The following is a 20584-nucleotide window of genomic DNA, read 5'->3' on the forward strand; positions in this document are numbered from 1 at the left end:
CGGGATCGTTGGCGAAAGACTCCGGCAGGACTTTGATCGCGATATCGCGATTGAGCGTCGTGTCGCGGGCGCGATAGACCTCGCCCATGCCGCCGGCGCCGGCGGCAGACTGGATCTCATAGGGGCCGAGCTTGCTTCCCGCTGGGATGGGCATGTTGGGGTGGGGCGGATTATAGCTTGGCGCTTCCGCTTTTGCGGACTACTACTTCTTCAGCTCCGCCTTCCAGTTCACCACCACCACCAGGGGCAGTGAGCCTTGCTCGTCCATGGCATTGATGAGGAAGCGCTTGCCGTCGGGCGCCAGCTCGTAGGAATACGTGGGGCTCGAGACCGCGTTGCTGCGGAAGAGTGCGGTCGCCGGACCGGGCTCAAAGCTGTTGCCGTTCGTGCCCACCGCCACGCGCATCATGGTACGGTCCGGCGCGATGTAGAAGAGCTCTTTGCCGTCTGGACTCCAGCGCGGCACGGCGCCGCCCACCGTCGACACCTGCCACTTGCCGGTCCCATCGGGGAAGCGGCTCACATAGATATCCGCGCGGCCGCTGGAATTGGAGGCATAGGCGATCCACTGGCCGTCGGGAGAGACCGTAGGGTCGGTATCGAACACCGGACTGGCGATCACTTTAAAGGGCTTGCGCTCGCCTTGCATCGGCACGGCCCAGATATCGGTGTCGCCGCCGGCAGAGCCTTCGAAGTAGACCACGTACTTGCCGTCGCGGGTCATTTCGCCGAGGATGCGATCGCTGGCCGGGGGCGGCAGCAACGCCTGCTCCTCGCCGCCGCCGTCTGCCGGCTTCACATAGAGATTCAAATGTCCGCTGCGTCCGGACATGAACAATACCTGCTTGCCGTCGGGTGACCAGCTCGCCCCCGCGTTGGGTCCACCCTGGAAAGTAAGACGGTTGCGGGTGCCGCGCACCAGGTCGAGCACCCAAATATCGGAGTTTGCTTCACCCAGGCCGGCGGCGATCCGCTTGCCGTCGGGCGAGAGCCGCGCATCACTCACATAGGCCGCGCCCGCCACCGTTCCCAGCAGCTTGCCGCCGCGGTCGAACCACTGGATCTTCGTCCCCAGCGTGCCGCCACCGGATTGGTACACCAGCAGTCCGCTATCCGACGCGCTGAACACGCCGCGCCAGGTGGTGATGTCAAAGTTCACATTCTGTGCCAGCGCCTGGGCCTCGCCCTGCAACTCGCCCTTGGCCGCATCGAAGCGCTGCGCGAAGAGCGAGCTCTCTCGCAGGAACAGCAGGTAGCCACTGGCGAAGTGCGCCCCGGTGAAGGAACGCACCAGCAACTTCTTCTCTTTGCCGTCGAGGGAGGCGAAGTAGACGCCGGCGTTCTCGTTGCGCACGTTGTTGTGGTCGCCGGAAAAATAGATGAAGTGTTTGCCATCGGGCAGCATCTGCGGCCAGCGATGGGTGGTGTAACCCTTGTCCAGCTGCGTGACCGCCTGGGGCGCACCGCCGGTTGCGGGCACGCGGAAGATAGCCGCGCGGGTGTCAGGGGTGTAGAGCACCGTGCCATCGGGCGCCCACCAGGCGCCGCGGCCATCGGGTGCGTCCGCTACTGCCACCGGTGGATTCCCGGCGATGTCCGTCAAACGCACCTTGCCAGCCTGAAAATACCCGAACGATCTCGAATCTGGGGCCCAGAAGGGAAACTTGGCGTCTTCGCTATTCAGCAGCACGCTGCCCACCAGCGCCGAGGTGGGCCGCAGAAAGAGGACCGGGCGGCCCGCCGGGTCCATCGCGGCATACAACATGTACTTGCCGTCGGGCGAGAGGACGGGCGGCCCCGCGTTGTCTCCGGTAGAGATCAGCCGGGCGGATGAATCTGCCAGCACCGCGCGCACGATCTGGGGTTTCTCGCCCTGGCCGCGCCAATACATCGCCGCAAAGAAGATGGCCGCGAGCATGGCAACGCCCGCCAGCGCCCACGCGATGCGCTCGCGCTGCTTGCGCTTGACCACGACCGGCGCCGGCACGCCCGCTTGCGAGCCGGCGTCGGCGATCCACTTGAGCTGCAACACCACATCGTGGGCGGACTGGAAGCGCTCGTCCGGATCCTTCGCCAGACACGTACGCACCACGCGCTCGAGCGCCGGCGGCGTCATCGGCTGCAAGGTCGAGATGGGCGGCGGCTCGCTCGCCAGCACTGCCGCGATCACGCTGGCTTGCGTCTTGCCGCTGAAGGCGCGCTTGCCGGTCAACATTTCATAGAGCACCGCGCCGAAGCTGAAGATATCGGAGCGCGCGTCGGCTTCGCCGCCTTCGAGCGTCTCCGGCGCCATGTATTGGAACGTCCCTACGATGGACCCTTCCGCGGTGAGCGGCTTGGTCTGGGTGACTAAGGCTGACACCATCGCCGTCATCGCACTCGAGGCCATGGCCTGGGTCTGTCCTTTGGCGAGACCGAAGTCGAGTATCTTCGCTCCCCCCTTGGTCAGCATGATGTTCGCGGGCTTGAGGTCGCGATGGATGATGCCGGCGCGATGCGCGCGATCGAGCGCATCTGCGATCTCGGTGGCATAGCGCAGCGCCTGCTCGGCGGGAAGGGGGCCTTTCAGCAGGCGGTCAGCGAGCGTCTCACCTTCGAGGTATTCCATCACCAGGAAGCCGACCCCATCCTGTTCCCCGATATCGTGCAGCACGCAGATGTGCGGATGTTGCAGCGAACTCACCGCGCGCGCCTCGCGTTCGAAGCGCTCGCGCAGGTGCACGTCCGCGGAAAGATGTTGCGGCAGCACTTTGATGGCGACGGTGCGATCGAGCCGGGTATCTTTCGCGCGATAGACCTCGCCCATGCCGCCGGCGCCGGCGGGAGCAACGATCTCGTACGGTCCAAGTTTGCTGCCGTTCGCGATGGGCATATTACTTCTTGCTCTCCAGTTCCGCCGGCCAGTTCAGCAGCAGATGGATGGGCGCGGAAGTATCGGTCGGAACGATGGGGATGAGGAAGCGCTGGCCGTCGGGAAAAACATCGAACGGACGCCCGACCGTGATCGACTGGCCGATGCGGAACAGGGGCTGCGGCTGGCCGGGATTGAACTGTGTTCCCACGGTCGAGACGGGCGCGGCATGCACGTTGCCGTCGAGACCCCAGAAGTACATCTCCTTGCCGTCTTTTCGCCACAACGGCACCGCGCCGCCGGCCGCGGATATCTGCCACTTGCCCTGGCCGCCGGGGAAGGCCGTGACATAGACCTGCTCGCGTCCACTCTCATTCGAGGTGTACGCGAGCCAGTGACCATCGGGGGAGACGCGCGGATAACTGACCAGCGTTTGCGGCGACGCGGCTCTCACCACCGCGAACGGGGTGCGCTCGCCGGCAAGCGGAATGGCATAGATGCCGTTCCCGGTGGGCCCGGTGTTGCGGAGGTAGATCGCGTACTTGCCGTCCGGCGAGAAGGTCACCTGGCCGATCGACGCACCTTTTTCCTCGACCAGCGCCTCGTCCGGGGTGCTGCCATCGGCGCGCTTCCAGTGGACGGTGGAGTTCGGAGGCGCGCCATTGGTGTAGGCCACGTATTTTCCATCCGGCGTCCACGCCGGATCGATATGGATGAGCGGATCGAACGTCAACCGCGAGCGCATGCCTTTCTCCACGTCGAGGATCCAGATGGTGCGCAGCGGATCGCCGAGGCTCACCGCGATACGTTTGCCATCGGGGGAGATGGTGGGATCGCGATAGCTCTCGCGCGGCAGCCGGCGGGCGACTTCTTTGCCGGTGCGGTCAAACCATGCCAGCTCTTGTCCCATCGCGGCGAAGCCGCCGAGGTGGTAGACGAGAGTGCCGGTCTCGGAAACGCTGGCCACCATGCGCCACGTCCCAGAATCGAATTGCACGCCATCGAGCAGCGTGGCGGGATCGCCGGTCAGCTTGCCGCTGGCCTGATCGAAGGGCTGCGCCATGAGCGCCGTCCCCGCATGGAAGATCAGCTTGCCGTCAGCGTAGAGCGCGCCCGAATCCGAAGGCACCACGAGGTGATCTTCTTTCCCATCGAGCGACATCCAGTAGACGCCGTTGGCTTGCGCATCGCCACCGTTGTGGTTGGTGGCGAGATAGAGCAGGTGCTTGCCGTCGGGAAGGAAGACGGGCCAACGCAGGGTAGTGTGCTTGGGCTCGTCCAGCGGTTTGACCGGCGTCACCGCGCCGCCGGCCGCGCTCACCTTCACCAGGCCGCTGCGGAACTCAGGCGCGAAGACGATCACGTTGTCTTTACTCCACGCGCCGCCGCGCGCATTGTTGGCGTCAGCAAGCACCGTCACCGGACCACCACCCACCGGGATGCGCTTCAGCTTGGCATCCGCAAAGAAAGCAAGCTGCTTGCTGTCTGCCGACCAGAACGGCCACGCCGCGCCGTCGGCGCCGTCCACACGGTGCGCGGTGAGCGCGTTCAGCGGACGCACCCAGAGCCCCTTGCCGCCATCGGCGTGCCCGACGAACGCCACCTGCGCGCCGTCGGGAGAGATCACCGCCGGACCGGCAAAATCTCCAGTGATATCGAGCTGCAATTTCTCCGGCGGCAGCAGCACCGCGCGTGTCACCAGTCTCGGCGCGGAGGCCAGTCGCCACCATGCGATCCCCGCCGCGGCAGCAGCAATGAGCAGCAATGCCGCCGCGGCCCACGCGATGCGCGCATCTTTCCAGATACGCTTGCGCGGCACGGCGACGACCGCCCGCACGCTCGCCGAGCTCGCCGTCTCGTTGGCGATGAAGCGCAGCTGGAGGAGCATGTCGTGCGCCGACTGAAAACGCTCGTCCGGATCCTTCGCCAAACACGTCCGGATGACGTGGTCGAGCGCCGCCGGCGCCGTGGGCGAGATGGTGGTGATGGGCTTCGGCTCGGAAGCCAGGATCGCGGCGATCACCGAGGCTTGCGTCTTGCCATCGAAGGCGCGCTTGCCCGTCGCCATCTCATAGAGGATGGCGCCAAACGCAAAGATATCGGACCGCGCATCCGCCTCGCTGCCTTCCACCTGCTCGGGCGCCATGTACTGGAACGTTCCCACGATGGTGCCGCGCGCGGTGAGTGGCTGCGTTTGGGTGACTAAAGCTGACACCATGGCCGTCATCGCGTTGGCGGACATCGGGCTCTTGCGCTCTTTCGCGAGACCGAAATCGAGCAGCTTCGCACCCGCTTTCGTCAGCATGATGTTGCTGGGCTTCAGGTCGCGATGGATCACTCCCTGGCGATGCGCTTTATCGAGCGCGCCGGCAACGTCGATGGCGATGCGGAGCAACTGCTCCGTCGGCAGCGGGCCACGCTCGAGCCGCGTGGCCAGCGTCTCACCTTCGATGTATTCCATGACGAGGAAGACGATGCCGTCTTGTTCACCGATGTCGTAGAGCGTGCAGATGTGCGGATGCTGGAAGGCGGACAGTGCCCGCGCCTCGCGATCGAAGCGCGCTTTCAACTCGGGATCATTGGAGACGTGCTCCGGCAGGACTTTGATGGCGACCATGCGGTCGAGTCTGGTGTCCTTGGCGCGATAGACCTCGCCCATGCCACCGGCGCCGATGGCGTCCACGATCTCGTAAGGGCCGAGCTTGGTCCCGATGGTGATGGGCATGGGTGGCTTTGGTTTACGTGTAACGGAGTGCCGCGATTATAGCGAAGTCGCGAGAGCAACGCCCACCACGGAGGCACAGAGACACAGAGAGGAACCGTCTTCACCGCAGAGGACGCCGAGGCCCCCTTACCGCGGATGGAGGCGCGGGTGCCGAACGTGGGAATCGGGCAGGCATGACGAGCACGGGAGGGGCGGATAACAATTTGTAATATTTTATATTAACTATGCGAATGATATTGTAGTAATTTATGTAATGTGCTAGTGTACGAATCAGCTTAAGGAGGCTACATGTCAGACAAAGCAATTGTGGTTTTCACTGCTAAGAGCATCGAGCGAATTCTGCGAGAGGGTGGCACGTCATCCTGGCGTCTGGATAGGTCGAATGCGCGCCAGTGCGCGTTCGCAATTTGCACGCGGAACGCTTACTCCGAGTGGGTTGAAGGTTCGGAACCGCATCACGCAGCATTTCTTGTGGGGAAGGTAAAGGAGGTAGTGCCGGCGCCTGACGACCCGGAACGCTACTTGATTCAGTTCAGCGAGTTCGCGCGCGTGAGCGTCCCCGAGATTTGGAAGGGCGATCGCAACCCGATCCGTTATGCCACGCTTGAGGAACTGGGTATCGACGCTTCAACTTTGAATTGGGAGCGCATGCCTGAGCCAGCGGGACCCGAGCCGGCATTTATCTCGACGGAGCGCGATCGTGTAGCGACGGCGCTCACTATGGCCGAGGCAAAGAGGGGGTTAGCGCTTACTTTCGGTGTGGCACCTGAGGCGATTGAGATCACGATTCGTGGTTGAGCGCGGTGCCATCTCTCCTACCCCGGCAGCAGCGGGTGCTTCCTATGGAACCCCGTCGCTTCCTGATACGCGCGGCCGAAGGCGCACAGCTTGGCGTCCTGAAAAAGCCCGCCGAGGAAGGTGATGGATACCGGCGTCCCCGGGCCGCCGCCGTCTTCATATTTGCGCAGCTTGGGAGCATCGTCGCCGCGGAAACCGTTGGGGACGATGAGTGCGGGATGTCCCGTCATGTTGGTGGCGACGAGCTGCTGGCCGCCGCTGGGCGTAACGAGCACGTCCACCGCGCGGAACATCGCGGCAAAGTCGCGCATCAAGCGCAGGCGCGCGCGGTTGGCCTGGATGTAGTCCACCGCCGGGATGAAGCGCGCGGTGCGGAACTGGGTGGGCCAGTCGTCCATGGTCTGTTCGGTGAGCAGGCGGTCGCGGCCCGAGCGGGTGAGATCGTCGAAGGCGGCGGCGGCTTCCGCGCTCAGCCCGATGACGCATGGTCCATAGGGAAACTTGGGCAGCTCGATGGGGATGAGCTTCACTCCCATTTTCTGCAACGCCTCGAGCGTGGCCTGGTGGAAGCGCAGGTCGTAGGCGCGCATGGCTTTTTGTTCGGCGGCGTCGAGCTTCTCTTCTTCGGCCTTCTTTTTTTCTTCTGCCGTCACCGCCACTTCCGGAGCTTTCTCCGGCGGTTCGTCGGGCTTGTCTTCGAACGCCGACTTCAGATATCCGACGCGCAGCTTGCGCCAGTCAAAGCCGGCGTCCCAATTGAAGGCGGCGGGATGGATGCAGTCGATGTCCTTGCCGTCGGGACCATGGATGGCCGCCATCACGAGTGCGCAGTCTTCGCTTGAACGCGTGATGGGACCGAGTTTGTCCCACGTCCAGCACAGCGTCATCGCCCCGGTCCGCGGCACGAAGCCGAAGGTGGGACGCAGTCCGGTCGTCCCGCAGCGCGTGGACGGCGACGAGATCGAGCCCAGCGTTTCCGAGCCGATGGCGAAGGCGACGCATCCCGCCGCCGTCGCGCTCGCCGAGCCGGCGCTCGAGCCGGATGAACCCTGATCCTGCGGACGCCACGGATTGCGCGTCATCCCGCCAAACCACTTATCACCCATCGCCAAAGCCCCGAGCGTGAGTTTGGCGATGAGTACGGCGCCGGCCTGGTCGAGGCGTTGGACCACGGTGGCGTCTTCGTCGATGCGCTGCTGCTCGAAGCCGCCCGCGCCCCACGTCGTGGGATAGCCTTTGACGGCAAGCAGGTCTTTCGCGCCCCAGGGGATGCCGTGCAACGGTCCGCGATATTTTCCCGCGGCGAACTCGCGGTCGGCGCGCTTCGCCTGATCGAGAGCGCGGTCGGTGGTGAAGGTGATGCCGAACTTCAACAGCGGCTGATACCGCTGCAAGCGTTCGGTATACATCCCGGTGAGCGCAACGGATGACACTTTGTGCGTGCGCACGAGTTCGGCGAGTTCGCGGACGCTGGCGAAGGCGACGTCTTCGAGATTCTTCGGTGCACGAGTCGCAATCGCGGGAGCTGCGCTCAGGTGCATCGGCTGTTTGGTGGTCGCCGGTAGTTTTGTTCCCGCAATCGTCATTGCGGACATCAGGGGATCGAACACCAGCGCGAGCGGTTCCGAGTTCTTCAGCTCCAGCTTGCGGATGGCCTCATACGAATTGACCTGGTCGTTGAGGTCGCGCAACATCATCTCTTTGTATTCGTCGGCGATGGTGATGCCGGCAACGGTGGCGGCCGCGTCGATCATCTCGCGCGTGATGCGCTTCGGCTTCTTCGTTTCATCTTTATCCGGAAGCGGAGCAAGCGGCGCTGCGGCCGGCGCAGGTTGCGACATCGCCCACAGCACTCCGGGGAAAAGGGTGGAACCCACTCCGGCGGCGGAGCAGGCGGCGAAGAAGGCGCGGCGGTCGAGCGTGGTTACAGAGGAAGACGTCGGCATGGCGCGGGATTATACGCGCGAAAATCCTAACCGCGGATGAACGCGGACGACGCGGATCAGAAAAAGCTTGAAACGCAAAGGTCGCAGAGGAATGCAGGTCCCTCGACTCGGTCGCCGCGGCGACCTCGCTCGGGATGACCTCCGTTGCGGGAAGGTCTGCGGGAGGGATTGGGCGACGGGCGTCGCGCAAACGATAAAGGACCCCGAGGTGATTGCTAACCGGTACCACTCGACCAGCAGCTCGCGTTTAGACCCTCGCCGACCTGCATCCGTCGTTTGCTTGCGGCGCACGACGCGCGGTCTTTAATCACTTTCGTGAAGCTCGGGCTCCGGGCTCACCACCAACCGGTCGTACCAGCTAACGCCTCGGGGTCCTGTCTTGCCTCTGACTTTTTCTTCGGCTCTTCTCAACCAGCGGGTTGCATTTGACCCTCACCGACCCTCCGTCGATTATTTGTAAAACCGAACCCGCGAAGGCTCGGTAGTGCCAGACCCGCGAAGGCCTGGCGGCGCTATCCCAGCTTGCGGCCGGGACAGCATTGGCTCTGTAGCGGGCCGCTACCCGCATGGAGCCATTCACGACGGTGATCCGGTTTGAGCCCCGGACGCACCACCAATCGGACAACCAAAGAATGTCAAAGAACGAGGCTGACTTTACTCCTCCCCTAGCCGGAGTCAAGCAAAAGAGCGCGCCTCTATCTCATCTGTTTTCAATGAGGTGCAGGCCGTCCACAAGGGGGTGCCGCGCGAGTTGTGCAGCGTGTTTTTTACACAGCGATGAAAAGCCGCTAGCCATGCGCTTTTGCCCTGTTGCTTATTGTGCAAATCCAACTAGAAACCAATGTTTATGCGGGTGTCGGCGTTTTGGTGACGAGCATGCTCAAGGCGGATCCCCCGGCTGCTGAGCGTTTCCGGGCCGGAGATCGGGCACAGCATTCTGCTGGCCTCCCGCTTACAATGCGCGCAGAAGCGAGGGACAACTCATGGCGACATACGGTTTCGATAAAGACAAGACGATCAACGTTGGTGGTAGCGGATTCTTCCGCGGCATCGGCATCCTGGTGGTGGCTTTCCTGGCGGTGATATTGCTGTTCGCGAGCGTGGCCAAGGTGCCCGCCGGACACGTGGGCGTGCTCACGCTGTTCGGCAAGGTGCAGACCGACCAGTATCTCGACGAAGGCATCCACCTGGTGAATCCCTTCAAGGTCAACAACGTGATGTCGGTGCGGACGCAGGAGCTGAAGGAGTCGGCGACCGTGCCCTCGAGCGAGGGCCTGGTGATGGCGCTCGACACCTCGCTGCTCTACCGGATCCGGCCCGACCGCGCCGCTCATCTCTATCAAAGCGTGGGTCCGCAGTACGTGTCGGTGGTGATCGAGCCGACGCTGCGCTCGGCCATCCGCGAGGCCACGGCTTCGCACTCGGCCAACGCGCTCTACACCGGAGAGCGCGAGAAGGTGGGGCAGGAGATCTACACTGCGCTGGCGCGCGAGCTCGGTAAGCGCGGCATCGAAGTGGAGAGCATCTTCCTGCGCGACATCCAACTGCCGGCGGCGCTCAAGACCTCGATCGAGTTGAAGCAGCAGGCCGAGCAGGAGTCGCTGGCAATGTCGTTCAAGCTGCAGAAAGAGCGCCAGGAAGCCGACCGCAAACGCATCGAGGCGGAGGGCATCCGCGACTTCCAGAAGACAGTGAGCGCCGGCCTCTCGCCGGAGCTGCTGACGTGGAAGGGCATCGAAGCGACCGAGCATCTGGCCGACTCGAAGAACGCCAAGATCGTGATCATCGGGAATCCGAAGAACGGGCTGCCCCTGGTGCTGGGACAACAGTGATGAGCTGCGAGTACCGAGTACCGAGTACCGAGTGCGAATGAAGATGCTGCTGACGGTTCGCGATCTCAACGTCGAGTTCCCTAGCGGCAGCGGTTGGTTGCCCGCCATCCGCGAGGTCAGCTTCGAGATCGGCGAAGGCGAATCGCTCGGCTTGGTGGGCGAGTCGGGTTCGGGGAAGTCGGTGACCGCGCTCGCCATCATGCGGCTGCTGATCCCGCAGGCGCGCGCGCAGGGCGAGATCGTTTTTTCTTTTGCAAGCGGGGGCCCCGTAAATCTGTTGGCCATCGACGAGGACCGGATGCGGCAGGTGCGGGGCGCCGGCATCAGCATGATCTTTCAGGAGCCGATGACGGCGCTGAATCCGGTGATGCGCGTGGGCGACCAGGTGGCGGAGGCGGTGCTGGCGCACGACAGCAGTAAGAAGAAGGAAGCGTGGCAGCGCGCCGTCGAGATGTTGAGGGAGGTACAGATCCCGGAGCCGGAGCGGCGGGCGCGGGATTATCCACACCAGCTCTCCGGCGGCCAGCGGCAGCGCGTGATGATCGCCATGGCCATCGTCAACCGGCCGAGGCTGCTGATCGCTGACGAGCCCACCACCGCGCTCGACGTCACCGTACAGGCGCAGATACTCGAGCTCCTGGCTGAGCTGCGCCGGAAGTTCGGCCTGGCCATGCTGTTCATCTCGCACGACCTCGGAGTGGTGTCACAGATCGCCGACCGCGTTGCCGTGATGTATGAGGGTTCCATCGTCGAGATGGGCCCGATGCGCGAGATCTTCCGCGCGCCCGCGCATCCTTATACCAAGGGACTGCTGGCGGCGATCCCGACGTTGCGGAGCGACCGCTCGAAGCCGCTGGCCACGGTGGGCAAGCTGCCGCCGGCGCCGGCAGAACTGCTGCCGCTACGCGAGGTTGGGCCGCAACATTTTGTACGCGCCTAAAACGTCCTTCCTCTCCCCGCGAACCCAAACAGGAGGACAGGGGGAGGGGAGGTTTTTTTGAATCTTGAATCTTGAGTTCCGGATAGGGGTCAGGGAATCAGGAGCCTGCATGGCTGCCGATCTCTCTGACTGTTCGCCGACGATTCGCCGCACCTCAAGACTCAAGATTCAAAAAGCCTCCTCTCCTCCCATCCTCCTGTATGGGTTTAACCCAAGCAGCGTGTTAATCTTTTGCGCTCCGTCCTGGAACCTGTGCGCATCCTCATCATCAGCGACATCCACGCGAACCTCGAGGCCATGGACGCATCGCTTGCGGCCGCGCCGCCGCACGAGCTGGTGCTCAATCTGGGCGACGTGGTGGGCTATGGGGCGAGTCCGAACGAAGTGATGGACCGCTCGCGCAAACTGGGCAAGCATTTCGTCCGCGGCAATCACGACAAAGCGTGCAGCGGGGTCAGCGGCATCGACGGATTCAATCCCGTGGCCGGCCTGGCCGCGCTCTGGACGATGAAAGAACTCACGCCCGATAATCTCGGATTCCTCAAGGCGCTGCCGCAAGGCCCGCTGCAGGTCGACGGTCTCGGGGAGGTGCAGCTCGTCCACGGTTCCCCACTGGATGAGGACGAGTACATCATCGTGCAGCGCGACGCTTACGAGCCGCTCACCAAGGCGACGGTCGCCATCACTTTTTTCGGACACACGCACATCCAAGGCGGGTTCTCGGCGAACAGCGAGGGCCAGTGGACGACGATCCGTCCGCTCTATGCTTCGAAAGGCAAGATCGAGAAGTTCGACTTGCAACTCGCCGCCAGCACGAAGTATCTGCTCAATCCGGGCTCGATCGGACAGCCGCGCGATGGCGATCCGCGCGCCGCCTTCCTCTCCTACGACACCGACAAGAATGTGGTGACGTTCCACCGCGTGCCGTATGACATCAAGGGCGCGCAGACGCGCATCTTCGACGCCAAACTTCCCGACCGTTTGGCGCTGCGCCTGGCGGACGGACGCTGAGTGACGATTGAAGATTGCCGATTGAAGACCTGCTGAATGGCGAACTTATTCCAACGCGAGCGTCCCGAGCATTACCTGATCGCGCACATTGATGGCGGCGCGCGCGGCAATCCCGGGCCCGCCGGCTACGGCGCGCTGCTCGAAGATGAGAGCGGGAAGAAGATCGCTGAGCTGAGCGAGTTCCTGGGTGTGCGCACCAACAATTTCGCCGAGTACTCCGGACTGCTGGCCGCGATCGCATACGCGGTCGCTCAGCAGCAGAAAGCGTTGCTGGTGGTGAGCGATTCGGAATTGCTGGTCAAGCAGATGAAGGGGCAGTACAAGGTCCGCGCTCCCGAGTTGCAGACGCTGCACAAGCGCGCGCAAGAGATGGTGCGGCAGCTGGACTGGTTCGAGATCCGGCACGTGCGCCGCGAGCAGAACCGCGAGGCCGACCGCCTGGCCAACGCGGCGATGGATTCAGGCATGGGCGGCAAGCGTGCCGTCGAAGCCAACGCCTACGCCAAGAAACCGGGGCCGCAAGCTCGGTCCGCGAAAAGCAAAGCAGCCGGCGACGGGGTGAAGAACGGCATCGTGAAGAACGGCGTGGTGGAGTTCCTGGGCGAGCCGCTGCCCGAGGGCACACTGGTGAAAGTCCGCACAAAAGATTGAACATCAGAGACTGAAAGCGAAGATGAAACTCTTCCTTGCGGGGCCGCTGTTCAACGCCGCCGAGCGCGAGTTCAATCACCGGCTGCGCGATGCGCTCGCCGCCGACGGGCACGACGTCTGGCTGCCGCAAGAGAAGGAACCGCGCGAGCGTGGCGGGGCGGCCATTTTCAAAAAGGATGTGGAAGGCATCGACTGGGCCGAGGTCGTGATCGCCAACATGGACGGTCCCGACCCCGATTCCGGCACCTGCTGGGAGTGTGGTTACGCGTACGCGCGCAAGAAGCCGGTGCTCGCTTACCGCACCGACCTGCGGCATGCGGAAGATGCCGCGCTGGGACGCTTCAACCTGATGATCGAGAAGTCCGCCACCAAGGTGTTGCTGCTGCCGGGCGCGAGCGTTGACCAGGTGGCGCGGAAGGTGCTGGCGGCGCTGGACAAGCTGGAGATCTAGTCGCGCCATTTTGGGCGCACGCTCACGCCTTCGGCGTCAGTGCTTGCTTCACCGCGTCGCTGACGGCTTTGCCATCGACGCGCGCGCCGGCGAATCTTGCCATCACGTTCTTCATCACCGTGCCCATATCTTTCATGGTGGGAGCGGTGCCGGTGGCCGTCATGTCCGCGATGGACTCGCGGACTTGGGCCGCGATCTCTTCCGCGCCCACCGCCTGTGGCATGTAGCTCTCGATGATCACGATCTCGGCCGCTTCTTTCTCGGCCAGCTCGGGGCGGCCGCCCCTGCTGAAGTGCTCGATGGATTCCTTGCGCTGCTTGATGAGCGTGCTCAGCACCTGCATGGCTTCCTTGTCGTCGAGCGGCGCGCGCTTGTCGATCTCCTTGTTCTTGAGCGCGCTCTTGACCATGCGCAGGGTGGAGAGGCGAAGCTGGTCGCGCGCCTTCATAGCGGCGGTGACGTCTTTGGTGATCTGGTCACTGATGGCCATGGCTGCGATTATATGCGTCCGCTCCCCGGTGGCCAGGTGGCCAAGTGGACGATGGCAGGACGGCGAGAGAACGATGCCGGAAGAGGTTCGCGCTTCGGCCCGGCCAGGCAAAGTGGATTGCTTCCCGACTAGACGCGGGTTATCATCCCCGCACGCGGCCCGTAACCAGCCATTTTTCCCGTAAAAAGCTGCGTTCGTTCGTTCTTCGGACTTCGGACCTCGTTCTTCAGTTCTAGGACTTCGGACTTCGAATCATGTCGCCGATAGCAATCGCGCTCCTCGTGGTGGTCGCCGTGGCCCTGATCGGCCTGGTGATCTCGACGATGCGTGGCAAGAGCACGTTCAGTGGCTACGAAGAGCTGGCGACGGACGCGCGTGCTATCGCCAAGACGCTCACCCACGCGGAGATCTTTCGCGACGGCAATGACCTGGTGATCAGCGGCAACTTCCAGAAACTGCCCACCCTCATCCGCTTCTCCTATGACCAGAACACGCCCGCGCTCAACATCCACATGAAAGCGCCGGCCACATTCACGCTCTCGGTGGTGCCGAAAGGCGCGCGCTCGACGGAGGGCCGCGTGCTGGTGCGCACTCCGGACGACATGTTCGACGCGCGCTTCACCACGCGCTCCGATAATCCGACGCAAGCGAAGATGTTCACCAGCGGCAAGCGAGTGATGCAGGCGCTGCAGAAGGTCTGCTGCTCCTCGAAGACGTTCTTCACCGTGACGCCGGGCGCGGTCGAGCTCAGCGAGCTGACCATGCCGCAGCCCTACACCGCGCGCCACGTGAGCGACCACATCGCGATGATGGGCCAGCTGGCGCGCGAACTGGGTGAGATGCCGGGCTCGGAGAGCATGAAGATCCGCGCGCTGCAGCGTGAAGATACCAGCTGGGTACTGCGGGGCGCGGTGGTGCTCGGCGTGGTGGCAGCGATCGTGACGGTGGTGACGGCCACGCGCGATCATGGCAAGCCTCCGCCCATGGACATTGGGCACGAAGCCAGCCTGCCCGCCGGCGTTATGCCGGTGGACGCACAGAACATCGCGCGCATCGAGGGATGGCGCGTAGCCGAGGATGCGGATTTTGGCGGCGCGGTCAAGGGCTGGCTGCGCGATAACGATCAGCCCGCACAAGGGCGCCTCGCCGGCGACTTTACCGGGCTGGGCGGCGCCACGGACGCCGCCTACCTGCTGATCAACGATGCGAGCCGCAAGCGGCGCATCGTCCTGGTGGGACACGGCTCCGGCTACTACGATGTGAGCTTCGACAAGCTCGACGGCATCGCGCGGCTTCCGCACCGCTTCATCGAGCGCGTGGAGTGGGCCTCGCCGCTGGCCGTGGGACCGGATGGCGATGGCCTGGTGCTGATCCTCGATGGCGAAGATCCGAAGTCGGCCGTGGCGCTGTTCCTGAAGGATAAGAAGATCGTCTCCGGCAAGCCGGTCGACTACCAGCGCATGCGCCTGGAGTAGTGCGCAGCAGGAACGGCGCACGCCTTTCCTAGTAGACTCTCTCCCCATGCTGCGCAAACCGCGGCTCTTCACTCCCGGACCCACTCCGCTCCTGCCGGCGGCGGCGCGCGCCATGGCCGCGGCGGACGTCCATCACCGGACGGCCGATTTCCGCGCCCTCTACGCGCGGACGCTGCTCGACTTGCAGGCCTTCATTGGGACCAAGAATGACGTGCTGATGCTCGCGGCGTCGGGCTCGGGCGCGATGGAAGCATCCGTTTCGAACCTCACCTCGCCGGGAGACAAGGTGCTGGTGTGCTCGGCGGGAAAATTCGGCGAGCGCTGGCGCGACCTGGCCAAAGCCTTCGGCTGCGCCGTCGAGATGGTGAGCGCGCCCTATGGCGAGACGTTTTCGCTGGAAGCGGTGCGGGAGAAGCTGGCGGGGAATAACGATATCCGCTGCGTTTACCTGCAAGCGACGGAGAGTTCTACCGGCGTGCGCCACGATGTGGAAGCGGTGGCAGAGTTGTTGCGCGCACCGGGCAGCCAGAGTGGCAATGATGTATTGCTCATCGTCGACGCCATCACGGGATTGGGCAGCACGCGGCTCGACGTGGATGGTTGGGGCATCGACGTCATCATCGGCGGCTCGCAGAAGGCGGTGATGGTCCCGCCGGGTCTCGCTTACCTAGCCATCAGCGAGCGCGCGTGGCAGCGCGCTGCGACGGCGAGATCGCCGCGCTACTACTTCGACCTGGTGCGCGAGCGGAAGGCCGCCGCCAAAGGCGAGTCTGCTTTCACTCCCGCCACCGCGCTCATCGCTGGATTGGCCGCCGCGCTCGACTACATCCGCGAGGCCGGGAATGGCGACCTCGGCATCGGACGTGTCGCGCTCATCGCCAATGCCGAGACTGCCGCGGCCATGACGCGTGCGGCCGCGGAAGCGCTCGGCCTGAAGCTGTTCGCGAAACAATCTCCCGCCGCGGCGCTGACCGCCATCGCGCCGCCCGAAGGCACCGACTCGAACGCCATCGTGAAAGCTTTCCGCGAGGAGTTTGGCGCGGTCGTGGCCAACGGACAGGGCGAGATGAAGGGCCAGATGTTCCGCATCGCGCACCTCGGCTACTACGACTACCTCGACACCATCGCCATCGTCGGCGCGCTCGAGCAGGTGCTCGCCAAGGTGCTCGCGCCGCGCCATGTGGAGTTTGGCAAAGGCTTGCGCGCCGCGCAGGTAGCGTACGCGAAGGCGATGGCCGGGGGTTCGGCGAGTGTTACCCGTTGACCCGCTTCGAATGGGATGTGACAAAAGCGCGGACAAATGTCCGAGTCCATTCTGTTTCCTTCGACGAGGCCAAGACGGTATTCGCCGGCACGCTGGGTGTAACTGTGCCGGATGTTGTGCACTCGGAAGATGAAGAGCGCTGGACGACGATCGGTCTCTCCGATCGGAAGCGATTATTGGTGGTGGTGCATTCTGAGCGTGGTGGTAATATCCGGCTTATCAGCGCTCGAAAGGCAACCGCCGCGGAGCGAAGACAATATGAAGAAGACTAAAGACCCCGACATGCAGCCCGAATATGACTTCAGCGGTGGAGTGCGGGGGAAGTACGTCGGAAAGATTGATTGGAATGCGCCCGTGATCATCACCGGACGCAAGGCCGGTGGGCCGAAACGTGGCGCTCAAGCCGCACGCCTGCAACGCAACGGCAAGAAGCGCAAGCGCGCCTAGCCGCCCTCGCCCGCCGCCCTTCCCCGTACTTCTCCCTGTGGAAATCATCGCGCTTGCAAGGCGCGATTCGAACCGCGACACTGCTCCTTCCATGAAGATCGTAGTCGCCGAGAAGATCGCGCCCGCCGCGCTTGCCGTGCTCCGGGAAGAGAGCAAGTGGCAGGTCGTCACGCCGGATGCGATCAACGGTGACCTCCCCGCACAGCTTGAATCCGCCGACGCGCTCATCGTTCGGTCCGCCGTCTTCGTGGACGGCAAGACGCTCGACGCGGCCAAGAAACTGCGCGTGATCGGCCGCGCCGGCGTGGGCGTGGACAACATCGACGTGGAAGCCGCGACTAAGCGTGGCATCGCAGTGATGAACACGCCGGGAGCGAACGCCGTTGCCGTCGCCGAGCACACCTTCGCGATGATGCTCGCGCTCGCACGCCATCTCACCCGTGCCGACGCGTCCACGCGCGCCGGCAAGTGGGAGAAGAAATCGCTGCAAGGCACCGAGCTGCGCGGCAAGACGCTGGGCATAGTTGGTCTGGGACGCATCGGCGTGGAAGTCGCCAGGCGCGCCCGCGCGTTTGGCATGAAGGTGATGGCGCACGATCCCTTCGTCTCCACCGTGCTGGTGCGCGAACTGGGCGTGACATTGGCAACGGTCGAAGATATCTACAAGGACTCCGACTACCTCACGCTGCACGTCGGACTGACCCCGCAGACGCAGGGGATGATCAATCCGCAGACCTTGGCGAAGATGAAGAAAAGCGCGCGCATCGTGAACTGCGCGCGCGGCGAGCTGATCGACGAGCAGGCGCTGGCGGCGGCGCTCAAAAAAGGAACGATTGCCGGCGCCGCGCTCGATGTGTTTACGGAAGAGCCGCCCAAATCTTCACCATTGTTGGGACTCGACAACGTCCTGCTCACGCCGCACATCGCCGGTTCGACTTTCGAGGCGCAGGAGGCGGTCGGGGTGCAGATCGCGATGCAGGTGCGCGAGTACCTGAAGCGCGGCGTGATCCAGAACGCCGTCAACGTGCCCTCGCTCACGCACGAGGAGTACGTCGAGATGCAGCCGTATATCTCTCTCGCGGAGCGACTGGGCGCGTTCCTCGCCAACGTGACCAACGGGAATGTGGAGGCGGTGTCGGTGCGCTACTCCGGACGCATCGCGGAGTGGAAGACGGAGCTGCTGCGCAACGCGGTGGTCAAGGGCATCCTGAACCAGATGCTGGCGGAGAAAGCGAACCTGGTGAACGCGGCGGCGATCGCGGCGGAGCGCGGCGTGGAAGTCACGGAGATCAAGAAGCCGAAAGCGTCGTCGGGCGGCGCGGGCAACGTGATGACCGTGCTGCTCAAGACGAACTCGGAAGAGCGCCTCGCCAAGGGCGCGGTGCTGCACGGCAAGTCGCCGCGGCTGCTGGCGGTGGATGGCATCGACATCGAAGCGCCGCTCGAGCGCGACCTCGTCTACATCCGCAACCAGGACGTCCCCGGCGTGATCGGCAAGGTCGGGACCATCCTGGGCAAGCACCACATCAACATCGCGAACTTCTCGCTGGGACGGCGCGAGAAAAACGGCAAGTCCGCCGAAGCTATCGCCGTGGTCCACGTGGATTCGAAGCCGACGGAAGCAGTGCTCGACGAGTTGCGGAAGATCGAGGCGGTGAAGCTAGTGAAGGCGATGCGGCTCTAGTCGTCGTCGTGGTCGGTGCTGCGCTGGATCTTGCGTGATTCGGAGAGCAGCGCCATCGAGTGCATCAGGTTCTGCAGCGTCACGATGCCGACGAGCCGTCCGGCGTCGACCACGGGCAGCACGGTCAATTCTTTTGCGGTGAACTTCTTCAGCGCGGAGGCCAGCGTCTCCGAACGCTGCGCGATCTCGAAGGCTTTGTTCATCACCGACTGCACGTAGGCGTTGCCTTCGTCGTTCAGCGCGGCGAGGATGCGCTGCTTCGAGACCACACCCACCATGTCGGTGCCGCGGATGACGGGGAAATCGTCTTGCAAGGTGTGGACGGCCTTCGCGAGCGCGTCTTCGAGCGTGTCCGCGGGCGAGAGGGTGGAGAAATCCGTGAGCATCACCTCTTCGAGCCGGACACTCTCCAGCACGGATTGGAACATGATGGAGCGTTCTTCGAGTTGGGCGGCGAAGAAGAGGAAGAATCCGATGAGCAGCATCCACGGCTGCCACAAGCCGAGGAACATGAAGAACATGGCGAAGCCTTGCCCGATGGTGACGGCGCGGCGCGTGGCGGCGAGGTAGTCCATGTTACGCGCGAGCACGGCGCGCAGGATGCGGCCGCCATCCATGGGATACGCGGGCAGCAGGTTGAAGAGCGCCATGAACAGGTTCGCCCAGACCAGCGCGCGCGGCAGGTTCGCCGCGTAGACGAACGGCGGCTGCCACAGCCAGACCCTCGCTTCCGGATAGATCGCCAGCACCGCGATCGCGGCCACGCCGGCGAGCACGAAGTTCACCAGCGGTCCGGCAGCGGCCACGCGGATCTCGGTGGCCGCGGCGGGATGGCCGCTTTGCGATGTGGCGTTTTGTGATGTGTCCATGGTGGTGACGCCGCCGAGCGGCAGCAGGGTGATGGAGCGCACCGGCAAGCCGGCGCGCACCGCGACCAGGGCGTGTCCTAACTCGTGCAGGACGACTGATCCAAAGATGATGCCGACGAGGGCGAGCGCGCGTCCTGAACCAGCAGGCCCTTCGGGGTCGGAGAAGATGATGAACACCAGCAGCGCGACGAAGGTGAAGTGGATGCGGATGTCGATGCCCGCGATCCGGCCGGCCGGGATGGACCAGGTGCGCATCTTCTCTGGTTAGATTCTATTCTCACCGGCGGAGAAAATCTTTAACCACGAAGGTCACGAAGGAGCACGAAGGGAAAAGAAGGAAAGAGAGAAACGAGAAAAGAATAACGGCACCAATGCCGTTGCCTAAGAAGGCCAGGGACCAAAACCAAGATACCTACCGGTCCTCCTTCGTGTACCTTCGTGTACTTCGTGGTTAGAGGGTCTTCGTGGTCAAAGGGTCTTTATGCGCGTGATCGCGGGAAAATTCCGCAGCCGTGCGCTGGACGCTCCGCCGGGAGCGGACGTTCGCCCGACATCCGACAAGCTTCGCGGCACGCTCTTCAACGTGCTGACGGCCGCGGTCCCGCTGGAGGGGACGGTCTGGCTGGATGTGTACGCCGGCTCGGGCGCGGTCGGCATCGAAGCGCTGAGTCGAGGGGCGCGGCAGGTCTACTTCGTGGAGTCGGCGCGGGGGGCGGTCACGGTGATCCGGAAGAATCTGAAGTCGCTGCAGGTTGAGAGCGGCTGGCAGATCATCGAACAGCCCGCCGTGAAAGCGCTGCGCCAGCTGGACGCCGAGGCGGTGAGTGCCGACGTGATCTTCCTCGACCCGCCGTATGACGACGCGGAAGCCTACGAACAAGCGCTCGGCTTCCTCTCGCAGTCGCGGCTGCTGAAGCCGGAGACCATCGTGGTGGCGGAGCACGAGAAGCATTTCGATCCGGGCGCGGTCTTTGTTGCGAAGTCCGGCGCGCTCACGCGTTATCGGGAGTTGAAGCAGGGCGACGCGGTGCTGAGTTTCTATCGTTTGCGGTGAACTGGGGAGCGTGGGCGGGTGAGATGCTTCGCGACCGATACCCGCGCTGAAGAAAGCGCGCGCGGCCCTCGGTCACTCAGCATGACACTTCCAAGA

Annotated in this window: 17 protein-coding genes; 12 read left to right on the top strand and 5 right to left on the bottom strand. The window is 63.8% G+C overall.

The genetic code is table 11. The features are described from left to right. Positions 1 to 202 precede the first annotated feature (202 nt). A complete protein-coding gene (locus M3P27_06215) occupies positions 203 to 2872 on the bottom strand; it encodes a protein kinase (GenBank protein ID MDP9267906.1) in 2670 nt (889 codons plus the stop codon). A gap of 1 nt (position 2873) precedes the next feature. Beyond that, positions 2874 to 5576 carry a serine/threonine-protein kinase gene (locus M3P27_06220; GenBank protein ID MDP9267907.1) on the bottom strand — a complete coding sequence of 901 codons (2703 nt, stop codon included), beginning with the start codon at positions 5574 to 5576 and terminating at the stop codon, positions 2874 to 2876. Positions 5577 to 5864: 288 nt separating this feature from the next. Between M3P27_06220 and M3P27_06225 the strand changes: the two genes are divergently transcribed. Next, complete coding sequence (locus tag M3P27_06225; protein ID MDP9267908.1) at positions 5865 to 6374, top strand: hypothetical protein; 510 nt, start codon at positions 5865 to 5867, stop codon at positions 6372 to 6374. Positions 6375 to 6391: 17 nt separating this feature from the next. On the opposite strand, the gene M3P27_06230 is transcribed toward M3P27_06225, so the two are convergent. Continuing rightward, the gene (locus M3P27_06230) at positions 6392 to 8320 is read right to left on the bottom strand and encodes an amidase (protein ID MDP9267909.1); all 1929 of its coding nucleotides are present in this window, start codon (positions 8318 to 8320) and stop codon (positions 6392 to 6394) included. A gap of 983 nt (positions 8321 to 9303) precedes the next feature. Here M3P27_06230 and M3P27_06235 point away from each other — a divergent pair. From M3P27_06235 to M3P27_06255, 5 genes are all read left to right on the top strand, one after another. Beyond that, positions 9304 to 10152 (top strand): prohibitin family protein, encoded by an 849-nt coding sequence (locus M3P27_06235; GenBank protein ID MDP9267910.1) that lies wholly within the window; start codon positions 9304 to 9306, stop codon positions 10150 to 10152. 37 nt (positions 10153 to 10189) lie between these two features. Next, positions 10190 to 11092: an ABC transporter ATP-binding protein gene (locus tag M3P27_06240; protein MDP9267911.1), complete on the top strand. Its 903-nt coding sequence runs from the start codon at positions 10190 to 10192 to the stop codon at positions 11090 to 11092. Positions 11093 to 11344: 252 nt separating this feature from the next. Further along, the gene (locus M3P27_06245; GenBank protein MDP9267912.1) at positions 11345 to 12103 is read left to right on the top strand and encodes a metallophosphatase family protein; all 759 of its coding nucleotides are present in this window, start codon (positions 11345 to 11347) and stop codon (positions 12101 to 12103) included. A gap of 36 nt (positions 12104 to 12139) precedes the next feature. Next, positions 12140 to 12754, top strand: a complete 615-nt coding sequence (locus M3P27_06250; GenBank protein ID MDP9267913.1) for a ribonuclease HI family protein — start codon at positions 12140 to 12142, stop codon at positions 12752 to 12754. A gap of 22 nt (positions 12755 to 12776) precedes the next feature. Further along, positions 12777 to 13205, top strand: a complete 429-nt coding sequence (locus M3P27_06255; protein ID MDP9267914.1) for a nucleoside 2-deoxyribosyltransferase — start codon at positions 12777 to 12779, stop codon at positions 13203 to 13205. 22 nt (positions 13206 to 13227) lie between these two features. Here the strand turns inward: M3P27_06255 and M3P27_06260 are convergent, their stop codons facing one another. After that, positions 13228 to 13695, bottom strand: coding sequence for a GatB/YqeY domain-containing protein (locus M3P27_06260; protein ID MDP9267915.1), 468 nt, complete (start codon positions 13693 to 13695; stop codon positions 13228 to 13230). Between the two features lie 254 nt (positions 13696 to 13949). Between M3P27_06260 and M3P27_06265 the strand changes: the two genes are divergently transcribed. From M3P27_06265 to serA, 5 genes are all read left to right on the top strand, one after another. Continuing rightward, on the top strand, positions 13950 to 15170 hold the full coding sequence (locus tag M3P27_06265) for a hypothetical protein (protein ID MDP9267916.1): 1221 nt from the start codon (positions 13950 to 13952) through the stop codon (positions 15168 to 15170). A gap of 46 nt (positions 15171 to 15216) precedes the next feature. After that, entirely contained in the window at positions 15217 to 16434 is a 1218-nt protein-coding gene (locus M3P27_06270) for an alanine--glyoxylate aminotransferase family protein (GenBank protein MDP9267917.1), read from the top strand. Further along, positions 16431 to 16706, top strand: coding sequence for a BrnT family toxin (locus tag M3P27_06275; GenBank protein ID MDP9267918.1), 276 nt, complete (start codon positions 16431 to 16433; stop codon positions 16704 to 16706). The genes M3P27_06270 and M3P27_06275 overlap by 4 nt, the downstream gene beginning before the upstream one ends. Beyond that, positions 16693 to 16881: a hypothetical protein gene (locus M3P27_06280; GenBank protein ID MDP9267919.1), complete on the top strand. Its 189-nt coding sequence runs from the start codon at positions 16693 to 16695 to the stop codon at positions 16879 to 16881. Before M3P27_06275 ends, M3P27_06280 begins: the two co-directional genes overlap by 14 nt. Before the next feature lie 91 nt (positions 16882 to 16972). Continuing rightward, positions 16973 to 18565, top strand: a complete 1593-nt coding sequence (serA, locus tag M3P27_06285; protein ID MDP9267920.1) for a phosphoglycerate dehydrogenase — start codon at positions 16973 to 16975, stop codon at positions 18563 to 18565. Here the strand turns inward: serA and M3P27_06290 are convergent. Further along, a complete protein-coding gene (locus M3P27_06290) occupies positions 18562 to 19689 on the bottom strand; it encodes a site-2 protease family protein (GenBank protein MDP9267921.1) in 1128 nt (375 codons plus the stop codon). The two genes, serA and M3P27_06290, sit on opposite strands and share 4 nt — an antisense overlap. A gap of 226 nt (positions 19690 to 19915) precedes the next feature. Between M3P27_06290 and rsmD the strand changes: the two genes are divergently transcribed. Next, the gene (rsmD, locus tag M3P27_06295; protein MDP9267922.1) at positions 19916 to 20488 is read left to right on the top strand and encodes a 16S rRNA (guanine(966)-N(2))-methyltransferase RsmD; all 573 of its coding nucleotides are present in this window, start codon (positions 19916 to 19918) and stop codon (positions 20486 to 20488) included. The last annotated feature ends 96 nt before the right edge of the window (positions 20489 to 20584 follow it).

The sequence above is a fragment of the Acidobacteriota bacterium genome, assembly GCA_030774055.1.
In the GTDB taxonomy this organism is placed as follows: Bacteria; Acidobacteriota; Terriglobia; order Terriglobales; family Acidobacteriaceae; genus JACPNR01.

Bases quoted from the DNA above. Each gene is read 5' to 3' on its own strand.
- M3P27_06215 (MDP9267906.1), bottom strand. From the start codon at position 2,872: ATGCCCATCGCGAACGGCAGCAAACTTGGACCGTACGAGATCGTTGCT.
- M3P27_06270 (MDP9267917.1), top strand. From the start codon at position 15,217: ATGCTGCGCAAACCGCGGCTCTTCACTCCCGGACCCACTCCGCTCCTG.
- M3P27_06250 (MDP9267913.1), top strand. From the start codon at position 12,140: ATGGCGAACTTATTCCAACGCGAGCGTCCCGAGCATTACCTGATCGCG.
- M3P27_06240 (MDP9267911.1), top strand. From the start codon at position 10,190: ATGAAGATGCTGCTGACGGTTCGCGATCTCAACGTCGAGTTCCCTAGC.
- M3P27_06260 (MDP9267915.1), bottom strand. From the start codon at position 13,695: ATGGCCATCAGTGACCAGATCACCAAAGACGTCACCGCCGCTATGAAG.
- M3P27_06255 (MDP9267914.1), top strand. From the start codon at position 12,777: ATGAAACTCTTCCTTGCGGGGCCGCTGTTCAACGCCGCCGAGCGCGAG.
- serA (MDP9267920.1), top strand. From the start codon at position 16,973: ATGAAGATCGTAGTCGCCGAGAAGATCGCGCCCGCCGCGCTTGCCGTG.
- M3P27_06280 (MDP9267919.1), top strand. From the start codon at position 16,693: ATGAAGAAGACTAAAGACCCCGACATGCAGCCCGAATATGACTTCAGC.
- M3P27_06290 (MDP9267921.1), bottom strand. From the start codon at position 19,689: ATGCGCACCTGGTCCATCCCGGCCGGCCGGATCGCGGGCATCGACATC.
- M3P27_06225 (MDP9267908.1), top strand. From the start codon at position 5,865: ATGTCAGACAAAGCAATTGTGGTTTTCACTGCTAAGAGCATCGAGCGA.
- M3P27_06230 (MDP9267909.1), bottom strand. From the start codon at position 8,320: ATGCCGACGTCTTCCTCTGTAACCACGCTCGACCGCCGCGCCTTCTTC.
- rsmD (MDP9267922.1), top strand. From the start codon at position 19,916: ATGCGCGTGATCGCGGGAAAATTCCGCAGCCGTGCGCTGGACGCTCCG.
- M3P27_06235 (MDP9267910.1), top strand. From the start codon at position 9,304: ATGGCGACATACGGTTTCGATAAAGACAAGACGATCAACGTTGGTGGT.
- M3P27_06265 (MDP9267916.1), top strand. From the start codon at position 13,950: ATGTCGCCGATAGCAATCGCGCTCCTCGTGGTGGTCGCCGTGGCCCTG.
- M3P27_06220 (MDP9267907.1), bottom strand. From the start codon at position 5,576: ATGCCCATCACCATCGGGACCAAGCTCGGCCCTTACGAGATCGTGGAC.